The 16,553-nt window shown below is 65.3% G+C and carries 17 protein-coding genes; 1 reads left to right on the forward strand and 16 read right to left on the reverse strand.

From position 1 onward, the window contains the following. Positions 1 to 45 precede the first annotated feature (45 nt). The 6 genes from queG to ACN0YL_RS06380 all read right to left on the reverse strand — a co-directional run bounded on the left by queG (position 46) and on the right by ACN0YL_RS06380 (position 4,564). Entirely contained in the window at positions 46 to 1,170 is a 1,125-nt protein-coding gene (gene queG, locus ACN0YL_RS06355; protein ID WP_417497385.1) for a tRNA epoxyqueuosine(34) reductase QueG, read from the reverse strand. 70 nt (positions 1,171 to 1,240) lie between these two features. Next, positions 1,241 to 1,561, reverse strand: a complete 321-nt coding sequence (locus ACN0YL_RS06360; RefSeq protein ID WP_417497386.1) for a type II toxin-antitoxin system RelE/ParE family toxin — start codon at positions 1,559 to 1,561, stop codon at positions 1,241 to 1,243. Continuing rightward, a complete protein-coding gene (locus tag ACN0YL_RS06365; protein WP_417497387.1) occupies positions 1,558 to 1,812 on the reverse strand; it encodes an antitoxin in 255 nt (84 codons plus the stop codon). Before ACN0YL_RS06365 ends, ACN0YL_RS06360 begins: the two co-directional genes overlap by 4 nt. 74 nt (positions 1,813 to 1,886) lie before the next feature. Beyond that, positions 1,887 to 2,564, reverse strand: a complete 678-nt coding sequence (locus tag ACN0YL_RS06370; RefSeq protein ID WP_417490446.1) for a glutathione S-transferase family protein — start codon at positions 2,562 to 2,564, stop codon at positions 1,887 to 1,889. A gap of 31 nt (positions 2,565 to 2,595) precedes the next feature. After that, positions 2,596 to 3,573 carry a cation diffusion facilitator family transporter gene (locus ACN0YL_RS06375; protein ID WP_417497388.1) on the reverse strand — a complete coding sequence of 326 codons (978 nt, stop codon included), beginning with the start codon at positions 3,571 to 3,573 and terminating at the stop codon, positions 2,596 to 2,598. A gap of 46 nt (positions 3,574 to 3,619) precedes the next feature. After that, positions 3,620 to 4,564 (reverse strand): nucleoside hydrolase, encoded by a 945-nt coding sequence (locus ACN0YL_RS06380; RefSeq protein WP_417497389.1) that lies wholly within the window; start codon positions 4,562 to 4,564, stop codon positions 3,620 to 3,622. Between the two features lie 98 nt (positions 4,565 to 4,662). Here ACN0YL_RS06380 and ACN0YL_RS06385 point away from each other — a divergent pair, with 98 nt between their 5' ends. Continuing rightward, a complete protein-coding gene (locus tag ACN0YL_RS06385; protein WP_417497390.1) occupies positions 4,663 to 5,466 on the forward strand; it encodes an undecaprenyl-diphosphate phosphatase in 804 nt (267 codons plus the stop codon). 10 nt (positions 5,467 to 5,476) lie between these two features. On the opposite strand, the gene leuB is transcribed toward ACN0YL_RS06385, so the two are convergent. From leuB to ACN0YL_RS06435, 10 genes are all read right to left on the reverse strand, one after another. Then, positions 5,477 to 6,547, reverse strand: a complete 1,071-nt coding sequence (gene leuB / locus ACN0YL_RS06390; protein ID WP_417497391.1) for a 3-isopropylmalate dehydrogenase — start codon at positions 6,545 to 6,547, stop codon at positions 5,477 to 5,479. After that, positions 6,544 to 7,131 carry a 3-isopropylmalate dehydratase small subunit gene (gene leuD / locus ACN0YL_RS06395; RefSeq protein WP_417497392.1) on the reverse strand — a complete coding sequence of 196 codons (588 nt, stop codon included), beginning with the start codon at positions 7,129 to 7,131 and terminating at the stop codon, positions 6,544 to 6,546. Before leuD ends, leuB begins: the two co-directional genes overlap by 4 nt. Then, a complete protein-coding gene (gene leuC, locus ACN0YL_RS06400) occupies positions 7,124 to 8,551 on the reverse strand; it encodes a 3-isopropylmalate dehydratase large subunit (RefSeq protein ID WP_417497393.1) in 1,428 nt (475 codons plus the stop codon). Before leuC ends, leuD begins: the two co-directional genes overlap by 8 nt. Beyond that, positions 8,541 to 9,497 carry a branched-chain amino acid transaminase gene (locus ACN0YL_RS06405; protein WP_417497394.1) on the reverse strand — a complete coding sequence of 319 codons (957 nt, stop codon included), beginning with the start codon at positions 9,495 to 9,497 and terminating at the stop codon, positions 8,541 to 8,543. Before ACN0YL_RS06405 ends, leuC begins: the two co-directional genes overlap by 11 nt. A gap of 14 nt (positions 9,498 to 9,511) precedes the next feature. Beyond that, positions 9,512 to 11,098: a 2-isopropylmalate synthase gene (locus ACN0YL_RS06410; protein WP_417497395.1), complete on the reverse strand. Its 1,587-nt coding sequence runs from the start codon at positions 11,096 to 11,098 to the stop codon at positions 9,512 to 9,514. After that, positions 11,080 to 11,397 carry an ACT domain-containing protein gene (locus ACN0YL_RS06415; protein ID WP_417497396.1) on the reverse strand — a complete coding sequence of 106 codons (318 nt, stop codon included), beginning with the start codon at positions 11,395 to 11,397 and terminating at the stop codon, positions 11,080 to 11,082. Before ACN0YL_RS06415 ends, ACN0YL_RS06410 begins: the two co-directional genes overlap by 19 nt. Positions 11,398 to 11,399: 2 nt before the next feature. Beyond that, positions 11,400 to 13,106, reverse strand: coding sequence for an acetolactate synthase 2 catalytic subunit (ilvG, locus tag ACN0YL_RS06420; RefSeq protein WP_417490456.1), 1,707 nt, complete (start codon positions 13,104 to 13,106; stop codon positions 11,400 to 11,402). A gap of 22 nt (positions 13,107 to 13,128) precedes the next feature. Continuing rightward, on the reverse strand, positions 13,129 to 14,154 hold the full coding sequence (gene ilvC, locus ACN0YL_RS06425) for a ketol-acid reductoisomerase (RefSeq protein ID WP_417467615.1): 1,026 nt from the start codon (positions 14,152 to 14,154) through the stop codon (positions 13,129 to 13,131). Then, on the reverse strand, positions 14,151 to 15,869 hold the full coding sequence (locus tag ACN0YL_RS06430; RefSeq protein WP_417497397.1) for a dihydroxy-acid dehydratase: 1,719 nt from the start codon (positions 15,867 to 15,869) through the stop codon (positions 14,151 to 14,153). Before ACN0YL_RS06430 ends, ilvC begins: the two co-directional genes overlap by 4 nt. An 83-nt stretch (positions 15,870 to 15,952) precedes the next feature. Then, entirely contained in the window at positions 15,953 to 16,090 is a 138-nt protein-coding gene (locus ACN0YL_RS06435; protein ID WP_417497398.1) for a hypothetical protein, read from the reverse strand. Positions 16,091 to 16,553: the final 463 nt, after the last annotated feature.

The following is a 16,553-nucleotide window of genomic DNA, read 5'->3' on the forward strand; positions in this document are numbered from 1 at the left end:
TTTATTCCGGCGCGCCCCGTATAGGGGAGAAAGGATAACAGCGTCTCAACCTGTCCGTGCCGAATCGAAAATTCGCTGCCATTCGATCATCACTTCAGGATCTGTTTCCGCTTCCAGACCCGCGCGGGCGTGCGCCTTGGCCTCATCCGGGGACAGCTGTGACAGGGCCCAGATTGCGGCGCCACGCACCAGGGCATCGGAATCGCGGATGCGACCAAAGACCACAGGTAGCAGCGACAAATCCCGTGAATTTCCGATGGCGATCATCACGTTGCGGACGAACTTGCCGCGCCCGATTCGCTTCACGGGCGAGGCGGTGAAGACCTGGCGGAAGCTTGCGTCATCGAGCGCCGCCAGTTCGCTGAGCAGCGGTCCCTTGAGCTCCGGACGCGGGTGGAAGGCCATTTCCGCGGTCACCGCGGCGAACTTGTTCCAGGGGCACACCGCCAGACAGTCATCACAGCCATAGATGCGATTGCCCATCGCGGCGCGGAATTCGACCGGGATCGGGCCCTTGTGCTCAATGGTGAGGTAGGAAATGCAACGCCGGGCATCGAGCTTATAGGGACCGGGAAAGGCCTTGGTCGGGCAGATATCGAGACAGGATGTGCACGAGCCGCAATGATCGGTTTCCGGCGCATCGGGCTCCAGTTCGGCCGCCGTCAGCATCACGCCGAGAAACAGCCAGGAGCCGTGTTCGCGGCTGACCAGATTGGTGTGCTTGCCCTGCCAGCCCATCCCGGACTTTGCCGCCAGCGGTTTTTCCATCAGCGGCGCGGTATCGACAAACACCTTCACCTCGGCGCCGGTCCTGTCGACAAAGGCGCGGGCGAAATGCTTCAGCCGCTTCTTCATCAGGTCGTGATAATCGGTGTTCTGCGCATAGACCGAGATCACGCCCTCGGACGTGCGTTCCAGCGCTGCGAGCGGATCGATATCCGGCCCGTAATTGAGCCCGACCACCACGGCCGATTTCGCGTCGGGCCACATCGCCGTGGGATGCTGGCGCCGCGCCAGCGTATCCGCCATCCAGGCCATCGAGCCGTGCTGACCGCCAGCCACAAATTCCGCCAGACGCTCGCCGGCCTCCCACGCCTCATCGGCCCGGCAGATGCGGACGGTGGTGAAGCCGGCGGCGAGGGCTTCGGCTTTCAGCGCGGCGGTGTGCATGGGGTGAATATTAGCGGGAAGAGGCCGGGGGTGATAGCTGGCAGGGCATGGGGTGGGACTGAATGCAGGGCTATCGCGGCGCCAGCCGGTCGGCCAGGCGCGTCATCAGGTCCATGCGTTCGTGGAAGATCGCGACGATCAGCGCAGGAGCAGTCTCCCGCGGTAGGCAGAAGACGAAATGATGCTCGCAGCGCGCCATGCGCAGCGCCGGGTAGAGCGCGCTCATGTCCTTGAAACTCCCCTGGCCCGCCGCCAGTCGGGCAATGCCGCTCTCCAGCCCGGCCATATATCGGCGCAGCTGCGCGTCGCCCCATTGCTGGCGTGTGTAGTGGATGATTCCGCGTATATCGGCTTCCGCCGCATCCGTCAGAACATAATTGTGCCGGGTCATGCGCGGCGGTCTGCCGCCAGTTCTTCATCGAGAATCTCGCCGATGCTCCGGGCGGACACCTTCCCCGCCTGAGCCTCTTCGATGCGCGTTTCCAGCAGGGTCTTCAGCTCCTGCCATGCCCGCTCGGCATCCGTATCGCCGGGGAATAGCCGTTCGAGCGCATACTGCTTGATCGTCTTGCCCTGCAGGGCAGCCAGCGCCTTCAGGCTCTGGTGCTGCTGGTCGGTCATGTCGATGGTCAGGCGGCTCATGTGACAAACTCCGTCATTTCCCACAAACCCACATTAGCACATCTGCCGGGACACCGTTAGCCGCCCCTTCCCCCTCAGAAATCCAGGTCCGCATAATGCGCTGAAGGCTGGGTTCCGGGAAGCTTGTCGGCGAGGAGGCCGCGGAAGGCGGGGCGGCATTTGACCCGCAGATACCATTGCTTGACCGGTTCGAACTCGTCCCAGGGGACATCGCCGAGATAGTCGACGCAGGACAGATGCGCCGCCGCCGCGATATCGGCCAGCGTGTATCGAGGGCCGGCGAGGCCATCGCGGCTCTCCAGCAGCCAGGCCATATGATCGAGATGCCAGCGCAGATGCTCGCGCCCCTGGCGGATCGCGGCCGGGTCGGGCGAGCCGAGGCCCTGGACCCGTTTCTCCAGCTTTTCGTGCAGGAGGTAGGCATTGACCTCGCCGTCGAACTTGCGGTCGAACCAGTCCATCAGCCGCCGGGCCTCGGCGCGGTCGGCGGGTCCGCCGGGCAGGAGGCAGGGGCTGGGCGAGGTCTCCTCAAGATATTCCAGGATGGCGCGGCACTCGATGATAACGCGGCGGCCGCCACCGGATTCGTCCACCAGCACAGGCGTCGTGCCGGCCGGATTGAGCGATTGCAGATGGTCGGCCTGCTCCCACGGCGTCTCGAGCTGAAGCTGGTGCTTCAGGGATTTCTCGTCGAGGGCCACACGGACCTGGCGCGAGAAGGGATCGAGGGGCCAGAAATGGAGAACGCGCATGGCGTCAGATTAATCCGGTTTCGCTTAACGACTAATGTTCATGATTGGGCGCAACGCCAGCGCGGAAGAAGGCCGTGCCGTGCGCCTCCGCAGCGCCGTGCGGGTCGGCATGGATCATGATGTCGGCGGCCGGGTAGACCGCCATCAGGCGCCGCTCGCAACCGACTTCGATCTCGTGCGCCTCGCGCAGGCTGAGATCGGCCGGCAGGCCCAGATGGAACTGGATATGCACCAGCGGGCCGGAGGCGCGGGTGCGCAATTGATGCACGTCGACAATGCGCGGGTCATCGCCGAGGGCGAGATGCCGGATGCGCTCGCGCTCCTCATCGGGCAGTTCGCGGTCCATCAGCTGGTCCAGCGCCCCCTTGGCGACACCCCAGGCGGTGATGCCCAGCCAGACCGCGACGGCGAGCGCAACGGCGGCGTCCAGCCAGAGCCAGCCGAGCCAGACCGAACCGGCAATGCCCGCCATCACGGCCAGGTTGGCACCAAGATCGGAGAAATAATGCGCCCGGTCGCCCTCAACCGCGATCGAGCCGGTCTGGTCGACGGCGCGGGTCTGGATGATGACCAGGCCGATGGTCAGCACCAGCGACAACACCATCACCGCCAGCGCCCAGCCGGAAGCGCGGATCGCGACCGGTTCGATCAGGTGCTGCACACCTTCGCGCAGCAGCAGGGCCGCCGAGGCGGCGACGAAAATCGCCTGCATCACCCCGGCAAAGGCCTCCGCCTTGCCATGTCCGAAACGGTGTTCGGCATCGGCCGGTTCAGCCGCATAGCGCACGGCGAACAGGACGGTCAGCGAGGCGGTCAGATCGAGCGCGCTGTCGGCCAGTGAGGCCAGCAGGGCGACCGAGCCCGACAGATACCAGACGATCGCCTTGGTCACGACCAGGATCACCGCGACGGCAACCGAGGCGGATGTCGCGATCCCGGTGACGCGGCGCGCCTCGGCCGGTGCGAGACGGCCCGGGCCGCCGGCGTCATGATGATGGTCGTGGGGCATGGTCGAAAACCTCTCTGCCAGCTTTATGGCGCACTCGCGAGGCGCGTCAATGCGGGGCGGGGCGGCAAATGCACGCCTCGATCCAGTTGAGGGCGGCGCGCTGGTCGATATCCACCGCCACCCGCACCGGACGCCCGTCATCACTGCGGCGCAGCAGCCCGGCAAATCCGCCGGAAGGATCGTGCTCGAGCTGCCGGGTCTCGAAGCGGAATATTTCCGGCCGGGACAGCGCCGCGATTGCCAGGGCGTCATGGGGAAAACAGCCATCAATGCCGTCGCTGGCCCGGTAGGCATCCATATAATGATTGTGGGCCCGTTGCAGGAAGCGCGCGAGCGGTGTTTCGCTCGCCTCGGCGATGCGCGCCAGCCGGGCCCGGCGCAGCACGACCTTGCGGCAGGTATCGAGCGGCACGATGGTGAGGTTGGGGGCCACCGTCAGCAGGCCGCGCAAGGCCGCCAGGTCGGAGCCAAAATTGAACTCGCCTGCCGTGTGGCGCCGCGACACCGGGATGGAGAAGGCGCCGCCCATGCAGATCACCTGTCCCAGCGCGACGAAGGCCCCGGGATGGTCGCGAAGGGCGATCGCCAGATTGGTCACAGGGCCGATACAGATAATCGTGCCGCCGGCGCCTGCCTCGCGGGCAAAACCGGCCAGGCGTGCGGCACTGCGTTCCGGACCGTCCTCCTGCACAAGACCGGCCTCATAGCCCAGCACATGATCCGAACTCGCGCCGCCCAGCCCGTCCTCGCCATGGATGATGCGCGCATCGCGCCAATTGCCGATCAGCGGTGCGACCGCGCCGACGCTTATGCTGACATGCGGCGGCTCGAAGAAGGATTGGACCAGCGCTGCATTGCGTGCCGCCTTGCGCGGCGCGACATTGCCGAACACGGTCGTGATGCCAGCCAGCTCGATCGCGGGATCGGCACAGGCGCAAGCGAGCGCCAGCGCATCGTCGACGCCGCCATCCGTATCGATCCAGGCTTTCATGGCGTCTCCGTCACGCGGCCGCGGCTACAGCTGACAAGGTGCTGGCCAAGCGAATGCAACTGTTCGAAGATGCCGCCAAACCAAACAAAACGGCAATCATGACCCTGATCCACCTCGTCGTCCTGGCCCTGATTCAGGGTATCACCGAATTTCTCCCGATCAGCTCTTCTGCGCACCTGATCCTGACCCCGACCTTTCTCGGTGAGGCCGATCAGGGCCCGTTGATCGACGTCATGGCCCATGCCGGCACGCTGATGGCGGTGCTGGTGTATTTCTGGCGCGATATCCGCGATGTCGTGATCGGAAAATTTGCCCTGCTCGGTGGCCGTATCACGCCGGGTGGACGCCTGGCGCTGCTGGTTGCTGCCTCGCTGCCACCGGTGCTGATCTTCGGCGGTGCCCTGTTCGCGCTCGATCTGGTCGAGCAATTGCGCTCGCCGCTGGTGATCGCGATCTCAACCCTGGTGTTTGCGGTCCCGCTCTGGCTGGCCGACAAATACGCACCCAGCGTCAAGTCGATCGAGACCATGACCTTCAAGGACGCGGTCCTGATCGGCATCGCCCAGGCCCTGGCCCTGATCCCCGGCGCCTCGCGCTCGGGCACGACCATGACCGCCGGCCGCGCACTCGGTCTCGGCCGCAGCGAGAGCGCGCGCTTCTCGATGCTGATGTCGATCCCGGTGATCGTCGCCTTCGCCATCATCTCGGTCATTCGACTGATGAGCGAGACCGAAGCCACCACCCAGCTTCATGACGGCCTCATCGTCGCCGGCCTGTCCTTCATCTCGGCCCTCGCCGCGATCGCCGTGCTGATGCGCCTGGTCGACCGCGTCGGCTTCCTGCCCTTCGTGATCTACCGCGTGGCGCTGGGGGTCGGGCTGCTGGTCTGGCTGGCGCTGTAGGGGGCTGCCCCTAACCTGCCGCCATCGCCGGCTGGCGTTCGAGATGTTTGATCAGGCGGATGCCGGCTTTCGAGCAGGTCAGCGTGCCGCCGAGATCGCCGGTCCATTCGCCGGCCTCGTGCATGGCGCTGACAGCGCTGCGCAGGCGCGCCGCGGCCTTGACCTCGCCGAGACCGGCCTCCAGCAATTGCGCCACGCTCTCAATGGCGCCGAACGGGTTGGCCTTGTCCTGGCCGGCAATGTCGGGCGCCGAGCCGTGGATCGGTTCGAACACGCCGGGGCGCTTGTCGCCGAGCGAGGCCGAGCCGAGCAGGCCGATCGAGCCGGGCAGCATCGAGGCCTCGTCGGAGAGGATGTCGCCGAACATGTTCTCGGTCAGCACGACGTCGAATGAGGCCGGATCGCGCAGCATGTGCATGGCGGCGGCGTCGACATACATGTGGTCGAGCTCGATATCGGGATAGGTATTGGCGCCCATCTCGCTGACCACCTGGCGCCAAAGCCGGCTGGTCTCGAGCACATTGGCCTTGTCGACCGACATCAGCTTGCCGCGGCGCAGGCGCGCCTGTTTGAAGGCGATATCGGCGACGCGCTCGATCTCGGCGCGGCTATAGGCGCACTCGTCGCTGGCATAGTCCTGGCGCTTCTGGCGGGCGCCGAAATAGATGCCGCCGGTCAGTTCGCGCACGATCAGCATGTCGACACCGGCGACCAGCTCGGCGCGCAGGGGCGACTTGCCGGCCAGCGCCGGATGCACGCTGACAGGGCGAAGATTGGCATAGACCTGCAGTGCCTTGCGCAGGCCGAGCAGGCCGGCTTCCGGCCGCGACGGCGCCTGGTCCCATTTCGGCCCGCCGACAGCACCGAGGAAGATGGCATCGCTGGCCTGGCAGGCTTTCAGCGTTTCCGCCGTCAGCGGCTCGCCATACCGGTCGATCGAGGCGCCGCCAAAGGCGTGTTCGGAGAATTTGACGCCAAAGCCCGACAGGGCCGCAACGCTTTCGATCGCGGCGCGGGCGACGGCGGTGACTTCCGGGCCGATCCCGTCACCGGGCAGGAGGACGATTGAATAGGTTTTCATGCGCTGCGGGCCTCGTAAGCTGTGATGTCATCGCCGTGCGAGAGCAGGAAACCGAGCGGGTCGGTGCCCTCGATCAGGCAGTGTTTGGCGAAGGATTCGATCTCGAAATGAAAGCCGGGGCCATTACCGAGATCAACATATTGCCGCTCCAGATCGATTTTCACTTCCACCCCCTCATGCGCCAGTAGCCAGGCGTGGGAGTCCGGCGGCGCGACGATGGGCAGGATATTGTTCTTCGCCGCATTGGAGCGGAAAATGTCGGCGATCTCGCTGGAGATCACGGCCCGGACGCCGAACTCATGCAGCGCCCAGGGCGCATGCTCGCGCGAGGAGCCGCAGCCGAAATTGCGCCCGGCGACCAGCACCGCGAATTCGCCGGTATCGAGCGTGTTGAGGGCGCAATCCTCGCGCTCCTGGCCATCCTTGTCATAGCGCCAGTCATGGAAGGCGAGCTTGCCGAGACCGTCCTGCGTCGTTGTGGTCAGGAAGCGGGCGGGGATGATCTGGTCGGTATCGATGTCTTCCTGCGGCAGCGAGAAGGTGCGGCTGTGCAGATGCGCCAGACCGTCGGGATTATCAGACATGGGCGCTCTCCATCAGGCTGCGTGGATCGGTGATGCGTCCGGTCACGGCGGCCGCGGCGGCCGTCGCCGGGCTGGCGAGCACGGTGCGGGCCCCGGGGCCCTGGCGGCCTTCGAAATTGCGGTTGGAGGTGGAGACCACCAGCTCGCCGGCCTCGCCGCGATCACCATTCATGGCGATACACATCGAACAGCCCGGCTGGCGCCATTGCGCGCCGGCGGCGATGAAGACCTGGTCCAGCCCCTCGGCCTCGGCCTGGCGGCGTACCTGTACCGAGCCGGGCACGATCAGCGCCCGCACACCCGGCGCGACCTGGCGGCCGCGCATGATTTCGGCGGCGTCGCGCAGATCGGTGATGCGCGAATTGGTGCACGAGCCGATGAAGACCTGGTTGACCGCAGTGCCGGCAATCGGCTGGCCGGCCTTGAGCTGCATATAGTCGAGCGATTTCTGGTGCGAGGCCGAGCGCGCCTCGGGCACGGCGGCGCCGACGGCGATGCCGGTATCCGGAGCGGTACCCCAGGTGACCATCGGGGTGATGTCGGCGGCGTCGAGCTCGATCTCGCGATCGAAGTGGGCGCCCGGATCGCTGGCGAGCTGCGACCAGCGCTCAACGGCTTCGTCCCAGGCGGCGCCTTGGGGCACCAGCTTGCGGCCTTTCAGCCAGGCAAAGGTCGTGGCGTCTGGCGCGATCATGCCGGCGCGGGCACCGGCCTCGATCGACATGTTGCAGACCGTCATCCGGCCTTCCATGTCGAGCGCCTCGATCGCCTCGCCGGCGTATTCGATGACGCTGCCGGTGCCGCCATCAATCCCGAGCCGGGCGATGATCGCCAGCACGATGTCCTTGGCCGACACGCCCGGGCCGGTGCGGCCATTGACGGTAACGCGCAGGGATTTCGGCTTGCGTTGCAACAGGCACTGGCTGGCGAGCACATGGCCCACTTCCGTGGTGCCGATGCCGAAGGCGAGGGCGCCGAACGCGCCATGGGTGGCGGTGTGGCTGTCACCGCACACCACCGTCATGCCCGGCTGGGTCGCGCCCAGTTCCGGGCCCATCACATGTACGACGCCGCGATGATCACTACCCCAGCCATGCAGCGGAATGGCATGGGCGGCGGCATTGGCCTCGAGCATCTCGACCTGCAGCTGCGCCGCCTTGGTGGCATAGGGCGGTTGATCGCCGGGCTTGAAGTCCAGCGTCGGCGTTGAATGGTCGATCGTCGCAAGGGTGCGGTCGGGACGGCGCACCTTGAGGCCCCGCGCCGCCAGGGCCGAGAAGGCCTGGGGCGAGGTGACTTCATGGATCAGATGCAGATCGATATAGAGCACGCCCGGTGTCTCGGCGGTTTCGGCCGTGACCTGGTGGCTGTCCCAGACCTTGTCGAACAGGGAACGCGGCGCGCCGTCGTCAGGCGACATGCTGTACCTCCATGCCATTGCCATGGGCCGGGTGCAGCCAGCCATGACGATCAGGCGTTTCCCCGCTGAACAGGCCGAAGAAGCGTTTCTGCATCAGCTCGGCAACCGGACCGCGGCCTTCGCAGCGCACGACATGGCCGTCGACGGAACGCACCGGGGTGATCTCCGCAGCGGTGCCGGTGAAGAAGATCTCGTCGGCGACATAGAGGCTTTCGCGCGACAGGGTCTGTTCGCGCACATCATAGCCTTCGGCCTCGGCCAGCTTGATCACCGCATCGCGGGTCAGGCCGGACAGGATCGAGGCCGAGGTCGGCGGTGTGCGGATGACGCCGTCGGAAACGACGAAGATATTCTCGCCGGCGCCTTCGGAGACCAGTCCATTGACGTCGAGGCCAATGCCTTCATCGAAGCCGCGTGAATGCGCTTCATGGCTGATCAGCACCGAGGAGAGATAATTGCCGCCGGCCTTGGCGCCGGTCGGAATCGTGTTCGGCGCCGGTCGGTTCCAGCTCGAGATGCAGCAATTGACGCCCTGGCTCAGCGCGTCCTCGCCGAGATAGGCGCCCCAGGGGAAGGCGGCGATGCAGACTTCGATCCTGGTGTCCTTGCCGGGCAGCACGCCGATGCCGCCATAGCCGAAGAAGGCGATCGGGCGGATATAGGCGTCCTTGAGCCGGTTGGAGCGGATGACCTGTTTGCAGGCCTCCTCGAGCTCGGCCTCGGTATAGGGCAGCGGCATGTGATAGACGCGCGCCGAATCGAACAGGCGGCGGACATGTTCCTTGAGCCGGAAGATCTGCGGGCCATTGGGCGTGTCATAGCAGCGAATGCCTTCGAACACCGAGGTGCCGTAATGCAGGGCGTGGCTGAGAACATGCGTCTGGGCGTCCTGCCAGTCGATCAGTTCGCCATTGCGCCAGATGAAGTCGGTTTCCTGAATTGCCATTGTCGTGTTCCTGATTAGACGGCGATCGCCGTTGGAGGATGGGCGGCACCGGTCTGGTCAAAGGCCTGACCGCGGTCGAGGGTAAACAAGAAGGCGTCGATCGCTGCGGTTACCACATCCGGGCCGCGCGCGCGGCCACTGACCTGGTTTCCATCGAGATTGAGCCGGATCTCGGCCACGAAATCCCGGCCTGCCGGTGAATTCACCAGCCGGGTTTCCAGGCCGATCACTTCGGCGGTGGTTCCGGTGATCCGTTGCACCGCGGCGAAGGCCGAGGCCATGGGACCGTCACCCGAGGCGATATCGGAGATGCGCCCGCGTTCGGGATGTTCCAGCTCGACGCGCGCGAATTGTTGCGGTTTCGGGCCGGTCGTGGTGCGCAATTCGGTGCGCAACACCGTCCATTTCGACCCGCTTTGCGAGCGATGCTCCATCAGCGCGACCAGATCGGCATCGGTGGCTTCGCCGTATTCATCGGCATAGGCCTTGAACGCCTTGAAGGCGGCACTGAGCGTGTCGGCATCGGGCTGATATCCCAGCTGCGCCAGGCGCTGGGTCAGGGCGTGTTTGCCCGAATGCTTGCCCAGCACCAGGGCGCTGCCCGGCGAGCCGACGCTCTCCGGTGTCATGATCTCATAGGTGCGCCGGTCCGACAGCATGCCGTGCTGGTGAATGCCGGCCTCATGCGAGAAGGCATTCTTGCCGACAATCGCCTTGTTCGGCGACAGCGCCGCACCGGTGACGCGTGTCAGTTTCTGGCTCGCCGGCCACAGGCCGGTAGTGTCGAGATGGGTGGCCACACCGAAAATGTCGGCGCGGACCCGCAGGGCCATCACCACTTCCTCGAGCGAGCAATTGCCGGCGCGTTCGCCGATCCCGTTGATCGAGCACTCGATCTGGCGCGCACCGCCCTGGACGGCGGCGAGGCTGTTGGCGACGGCCAGGCCGAGATCATTATGGCAATGGGTCGAGAAGATCACATGTTCGGGCCGCTCGACCTTTGCCGACAGCATGGCGAACAGCTCGCGGATCTCGCCGGGCTCACTGACACCGACCGTGTCGGGCACATTGAGGACATCGGCGCCGAAGCTGGCGGCGCAACTCATTGCCTCGACCAGGAAATCCGGCTCGGTGCGCAGGGCATCCTCGGCGGAAAACTCGATCTCGTCGAAGCGGCCGCGCGCATGCAGCAGGGCTTTCTCGATCGCCCGCAGGACTTCCAGCCGTGACATTTTCAGCTTGGCTTCGCGGTGGATCGGGCTGGTGGCGAGGAAAACGTGCAGGCGTTTGCGCTGCGCCGGCTCCAGCGCCCGGGCGGCGGCATCGACATCGGCCTCATTGGCGCGGGCCAGCGAGCAGATGGTCGGACCGGCGATCTCCGAGGCGATCAGGCTGATCGCATCGGCATCACCCTGGGAGGCGGCGGCAAAACCGGCCTCGATCGTGTCGACCTTCACCTGTTCGAGCATCCGGGCCACGGCCAGCTTGTCGGCCGGCGACATCGAGAAGCCGGGCGCCTGCTCGCCATCGCGCAGCGTGGTGTCGAAAATATACAGCCGGTCATCGCCGGCCGGCGTGTTGTCTACTGTGGGTGTGGACATCCGTCCCTCCATTCGCCGGTGGTTGCCGGTGCAATCGCGGCGGTATCGGGCATCGCCGCGGCCGTGCCGGGACGAGTGACCGCGTGGACGTCGAACAGGCGCTCGATCTGACGGGCCAGGATATCGATCTGGCGGCCGCCATTGCGGGCGGTCAGGTCGAGCGTGACGCGGGCGCTGCCATTGCTGGGCGCCGACATCGCCATGCTGGCAATGGTGAAGCCGCGGCGCTCGATCAGACCGACGAGCCGCACAAGTGCACCTTCAGTCTCGAATATTTCGACGTGCAGGGTGTTGCTCATGGTCAATTCTCCATCATGTCAGCATTGGATGCGCCGGGCGGCACGAGCGGCCAGACGTTTTCGCGCGGATCGATCAGCACATGCGCCAGGATCGGTCCGCGTGACCGCAACAGGCGGTCAATGGCACCGGGAACCTCGTCGCGCGCATGCACGGTGAAGGACTCGATGCCGAAGGCTCGGGCGACTTCGGCGAAATCGGGATTGTCGTAGAGGTCGATCTCGGAGAAGTTCTGCTCGAAGAAATATTCCTGCCACTGGCGCACCAGGCCCAGCGTGCCATTGTCGAGCAGCAGGATTTTGATCGGCACGCCATAGCGGCGCGCCGTCGCCAGTTCCTGGATATTCATCATGATCGAGCCATCGCCGGTGATGGTGATCACCTTGGCGTCGGGCCGTTCCATCGCCGCACCGATACCGGCCGGCAGGCCATAGCCCATCGCGCCCAGACCGGCGCTGGTCAGGTGCGAGGACGGGCGGGCGAAGCGGCAGTGCTGCGCCACCCACATCTGGTGCTGGCCGACATCGCAGGCGGCGATGAAATCATCGCCGGCAGCCTCGGACAATTGCTTCAGCAGCGCCGGGGCAAAAATGCCCGAACCGGGTGCGTTGTAGTCGAAAGCGAAGGCTTTCAGCCGTTCGGCACAGGTCTGGCGCCAGTCTTCGATATCCAGATAACCGGGATCGAAGCGGGTCAGCGCATCGGCGATGTCGCAACTGATCGCGACGTCGGCCCAGCGCAGCTTGCCGAGTTCCGCCGGATCGCCATCGATGTGAATGATGCGGGCGTCCGGCGCGAATGTGTCGGGCTTGCCGGTCGCACGATCATCGAATCGCGCCCCGACGCACAGCAGCAGATCGCTTTCCTGGACCGCCAGATTGGCCGTTCGGGTGCCGTGCATGCCCAGCATGCCGAGGAAGTTCAGGGCGTCGGGATGCGGCGTGCCCAGGCCTTTCAGGGTCGCAACAGCGGGAATGCCGGTGCGGGCCATGAAGTCGCGCAGATGCTCGACCGCATTCCCCAGCCCGACGCCGCCGCCGATATACAGCACGGGGCGTTTGGCCCTGGATAGCAGGGCCGTTGCTGCCTCTAAAAGGGGGGGAGAGGCGAGCAACGGCGCTGCCGCAGGACGAGGCGCGCCTGGGGGGGGCGGTGATGCCTCGGCCTGTAACACGTCCTTGGGCAGATCGATCAGAACCGGGCCGGGACGGCCCTCTTCCGCGATCCGGAAGGCTTCGGCAATCATCTCCGGGATCCGGTCGGGGTCCCGAATGATGATCGAATGCTTCACGACCGGCATGGTCATACCGAAAACATCGACTTCCTGAAAGGCATCTGTACCCATCAGACCGGACGGGACCTGTCCCGTCAGGATGATCATCGGCACGGAGTCCATGTAGGCATTGGCGATTCCGGTCAGCAGATTGGTGGCACCCGGTCCCGAGGTGGCCAGGCAGACACCGGCCTTGCCGGTGACGCGCGCCTGGGCGTCGGCGGCAAAGGCGGCCGCCTGTTCATGACGCACCAGGACGTGTTGCAGGCTTGACCCGGTCAGGGCGTCATAAACCGGCATGATCGCACCGCCCGGATAGCCGAATATCCGGGTGACGCCGAGATCTTCCAGTGTGCGCACCACCATGTGCGCGCCCGTATTGCGGGCGCGTGTTTCGGGCGGGGCTTGGGTCTCGGGCTGGGTCGACAACAGGGTCATGATCAGGTCCAAGTCAGCGCGTTCAGGTGTTGGAACCGGCTTGCAGCCACGGCATTTCAGCCCGCAGCGCAGCACCGGTCTTTTCGATCGGGTGTTCGAGATCCTGGCGCAGCAGGGCACTGTATTGCGGCTTGCCGGCCTTGTTCTCGAGGATCCAGTCACGGGCGAATGTGCCGTCCTGGATATCGGTCAGGACTTCTTTCATCCGCGCCTTGGTCTCCGAATTGATGACGCGCGGACCCGAGCGCAGATCGCCATAGATCGCGGTCTCGGAGATGAATTCATGCATTTTGGCGAGCCCGCCCTCATAGAGCAGGTCAACGATCAGCTTGAGCTCATGCATGCATTCGAAATAGGCGACCTCCGGCTGGTAGCCCGCCTCGGTCAGGGTCTCGTAGCCGGCCAGGACCAGCTCGGTCGCGCCGCCACACAGAACGGCCTGTTCACCGAACAGATCGGTCTCGGTTTCTTCGGCGAAAGTGGTCTCGATGACGCCGGCTGTGGAGCCGCCAATGCAGGCCGTATAGCTCAGCGCCCGGTCGCGCGCGGTGCCGGTGGCGTCCTGGTGGACGGCAAACAGGCAGGGCACGCCGCGGCCACGCTCGAATTCACGCCGCACCAGATCGCCCGGACCTTTCGGGGCAACGAGGATGATGTCGACATCATCGGGCGCGACGATGCGGCCGTAATGGACGGTGAAGCCATGGGCGAACAGCACCGCATCACCCGGGTTCAGATTGGGGGCAATCTGGTCGCGGAAAATATCCTCGTGCGACATGTCCGGGGTCAGGATGGCGATCAGCGAGGCTTCGCGCGCCGCATCCGGGATTGGCGCCGTGCGCAGGCCATCAGCCTTGGCGCGCTGGTCGCCCTTGCCGCCGGGACGGACGCCGACGATCACGTCGCAACCGCTTTCCTTCATGTTCAGCGCATGGGCCCGGCCCTGGCTGCCATAGCCGATGACGGCGACAGGCTTGGCCTTGAAGGCGGCGGTGTCGATCTCGAAGGCCATGCGGCGGGGCGTGGCAGGGGTTTGTGGCGTGGTCATGCGGAAGTCTCCTGGGTGGTCTCGGATGATTGTGAGCTCGGGGTGGTGTTGAGTTCGATTGTCACGGCGCCTTGCGAGGCCGGTGCAACGAGGCGGGAATATTTGGTGAAGACGCCGCCCATCGGATTGGGCAGAGGCGGGGTCCAGCCCTTGCGGCGGGCATTGAGGTCGGCATCGCAATCGATCCGGCGCGCGGCGACATCAATGCGGATGGTGTCGCCTTCATGGATCAGGCCGATGGCACCGCCCGCGACGCTTTCCGGGCAGACATGGCCGATCACGAAGCCCTTGGAGGCACCGGAGAAACGGCCGTCGGTGATCAGGGCGACATGCTCGCTCAGACCCTGGCCGACCAGGGCGCCGGTGATGCCGAGCATTTCGCGCATGCCGGGACCGCCGCGCGGCCCCTCATTGCGGATGATGATGACATCGCCGCGCCGGATGCGGTTGTCCTCGACGGCGGCGAAGGCGTCTTCCTCGCGCTCGAACACGCGGGCCGGGCCCTCGAAATGGGTGTGGGAATGGCCGGACAGTTTCAGCACGGCGCCATCGGTGGCCAGATCGCCATAGAGGATGCGGAAACCGCCATCGGGTTTGACCGGATCGGCGACGGTGCGCACGACGCGCTGGCCGGGCGATTCAACGGCGCTGGCGAATTCCTCGAACAGGGACTTGCCGGTCACGGTCGGGGTATCGGCCAGACAGCCCGCCTGCATCAGGCGTTGGCCGAACAGGCGTGTGCCGCCGGCCAGGAAGAGGTGGTGGGCGAAGAAGCGTCCGCCCGGCTTGAGATCGGTGATCACCGGTGCGGTGGCGGAGACCTCGTCGAAGATATCGATCGAAAAGGGCACGCCGGCTTCCGCCGCGATGGCCGCCAGGTGCAGGACGGCATTGGTCGAGCCGCCACTGGCCGAGGCGGCGATGGCACCATTGCGCAGCGAGGCCTCTGTGATGAAGCTGCGCGGGCGGGTTCCCGACTTGACCAGATCGACCACCAGCCGGCCGCAGCGCGCCGCTGCCTCCGCCTTGTCGGGATGCGGTGCCGGGATGTCATTGGCGCCCATCGGCGACAGGCCCATCATCGACAGGATCATCGCCATTGTGTTGGCGGTGAACTGGCCGCCACAGGCGCCGGCACCGGGGCAGGCGGCCTTCTCGACCTCGGCCAGGCCGGCATCATCCAGCGTGCCGCATGCATGGGCGCCGACGGCCTCGAACACATCCTGGATCGACAAATCCTTGTCGCCCTGGCGGCCCGGCATGATGGTGCCGCCATAGAGGACACAGCCGGGGATATCCATCCGCGCCAGCGCCATGGCGGCGGCCGGGATGGTCTTGTCGCAACCGACCAGCACGATCAGCCCGTCCAGCGAATGGCCCCGCACGGCCAGCTCGATCGAATCGGCGATGACCTCACGCGAAATCAGCGAGGCGCGCATGCCCTGCGTGCCCATCGAGATGCCATCGGAGACGACGATGGTGTTGAAGTCGACCGGCACACCGCCCGCCTCACGGATCGCGTCGCGGACCGGAGCGGCCAGATCGGCCAGGTGCATGTTGCACGGCGTCACCGTGGTCCAGGTATTGACCACCGCGATCATCGGTTTGTCGAAGTCCGCATCCGACATGCCCGTCGCGCGCAGCATGGCGCGTGCCGGCGCGCGTGCGGCGCCGAGCGTGATGGTATCGGAAGTCTTCGGTTTTTCAGTCGACATCAGAATTTCCCGTGTCGCAGACACGAAAAACCCCGCTCCAGGTTCCGGAAGCGGGGTTTTTCGTGTCTGCCAAGTTGCGTTCGCTAGATGGCAGGCGCGGAGACCGCTCCCGTTATGGAGGTGAGAATAAGTACAAGAAGGAGGAGGCCGCTGGACAGCACCCGCACGTCCGGCAGGACGGCGGCCGAGATAATCGGCTCTTGGGTGACGCGGTTACGCATGACGCGGTGGCTTTCTCACTTGTGTTGCAGTGCAAGGTGACGTGGCCTTGCGGCGATGGCAAGCAAAAATGTGCACTAAATGTGCGTTCCGGCTCTGGCCGGCGTTAAATGTCGCAATAATTTGCCCGGAACGACACACCTATAGTGGCTTGATTGTGGCCTGAGCCTGGCCCGGGCTGCTGCAAAAGCAGGCATGCCTGCCCGATTCCGGGCGCTGGTGCGCCAGTCTCAGCGAATGCGGTGAATCGGGTTGACCTTCTTTTGAGCAGCTGCAGCAATTTCCGGGCGGCATTCCTGTTGTCGCGACTCTGTGGATTGACTCGCTGGCGGCGGCCGACGCCAGCGCTTTCTTTCGCAGCAGAAAATTGCGTCACAGGAGTCTATCTGAGCAACAAGTGGGAAAAATTTCGATATTTCGTGAATACGGATAAATTTGTTGCGTCGCAGCATTTCCCGATCTAGC

The sequence above is a fragment of the Maricaulis sp. genome (genome assembly GCF_048269565.1).
In the GTDB taxonomy this organism is placed as follows: Bacteria; Pseudomonadota; Alphaproteobacteria; order Caulobacterales; family Maricaulaceae; genus Maricaulis.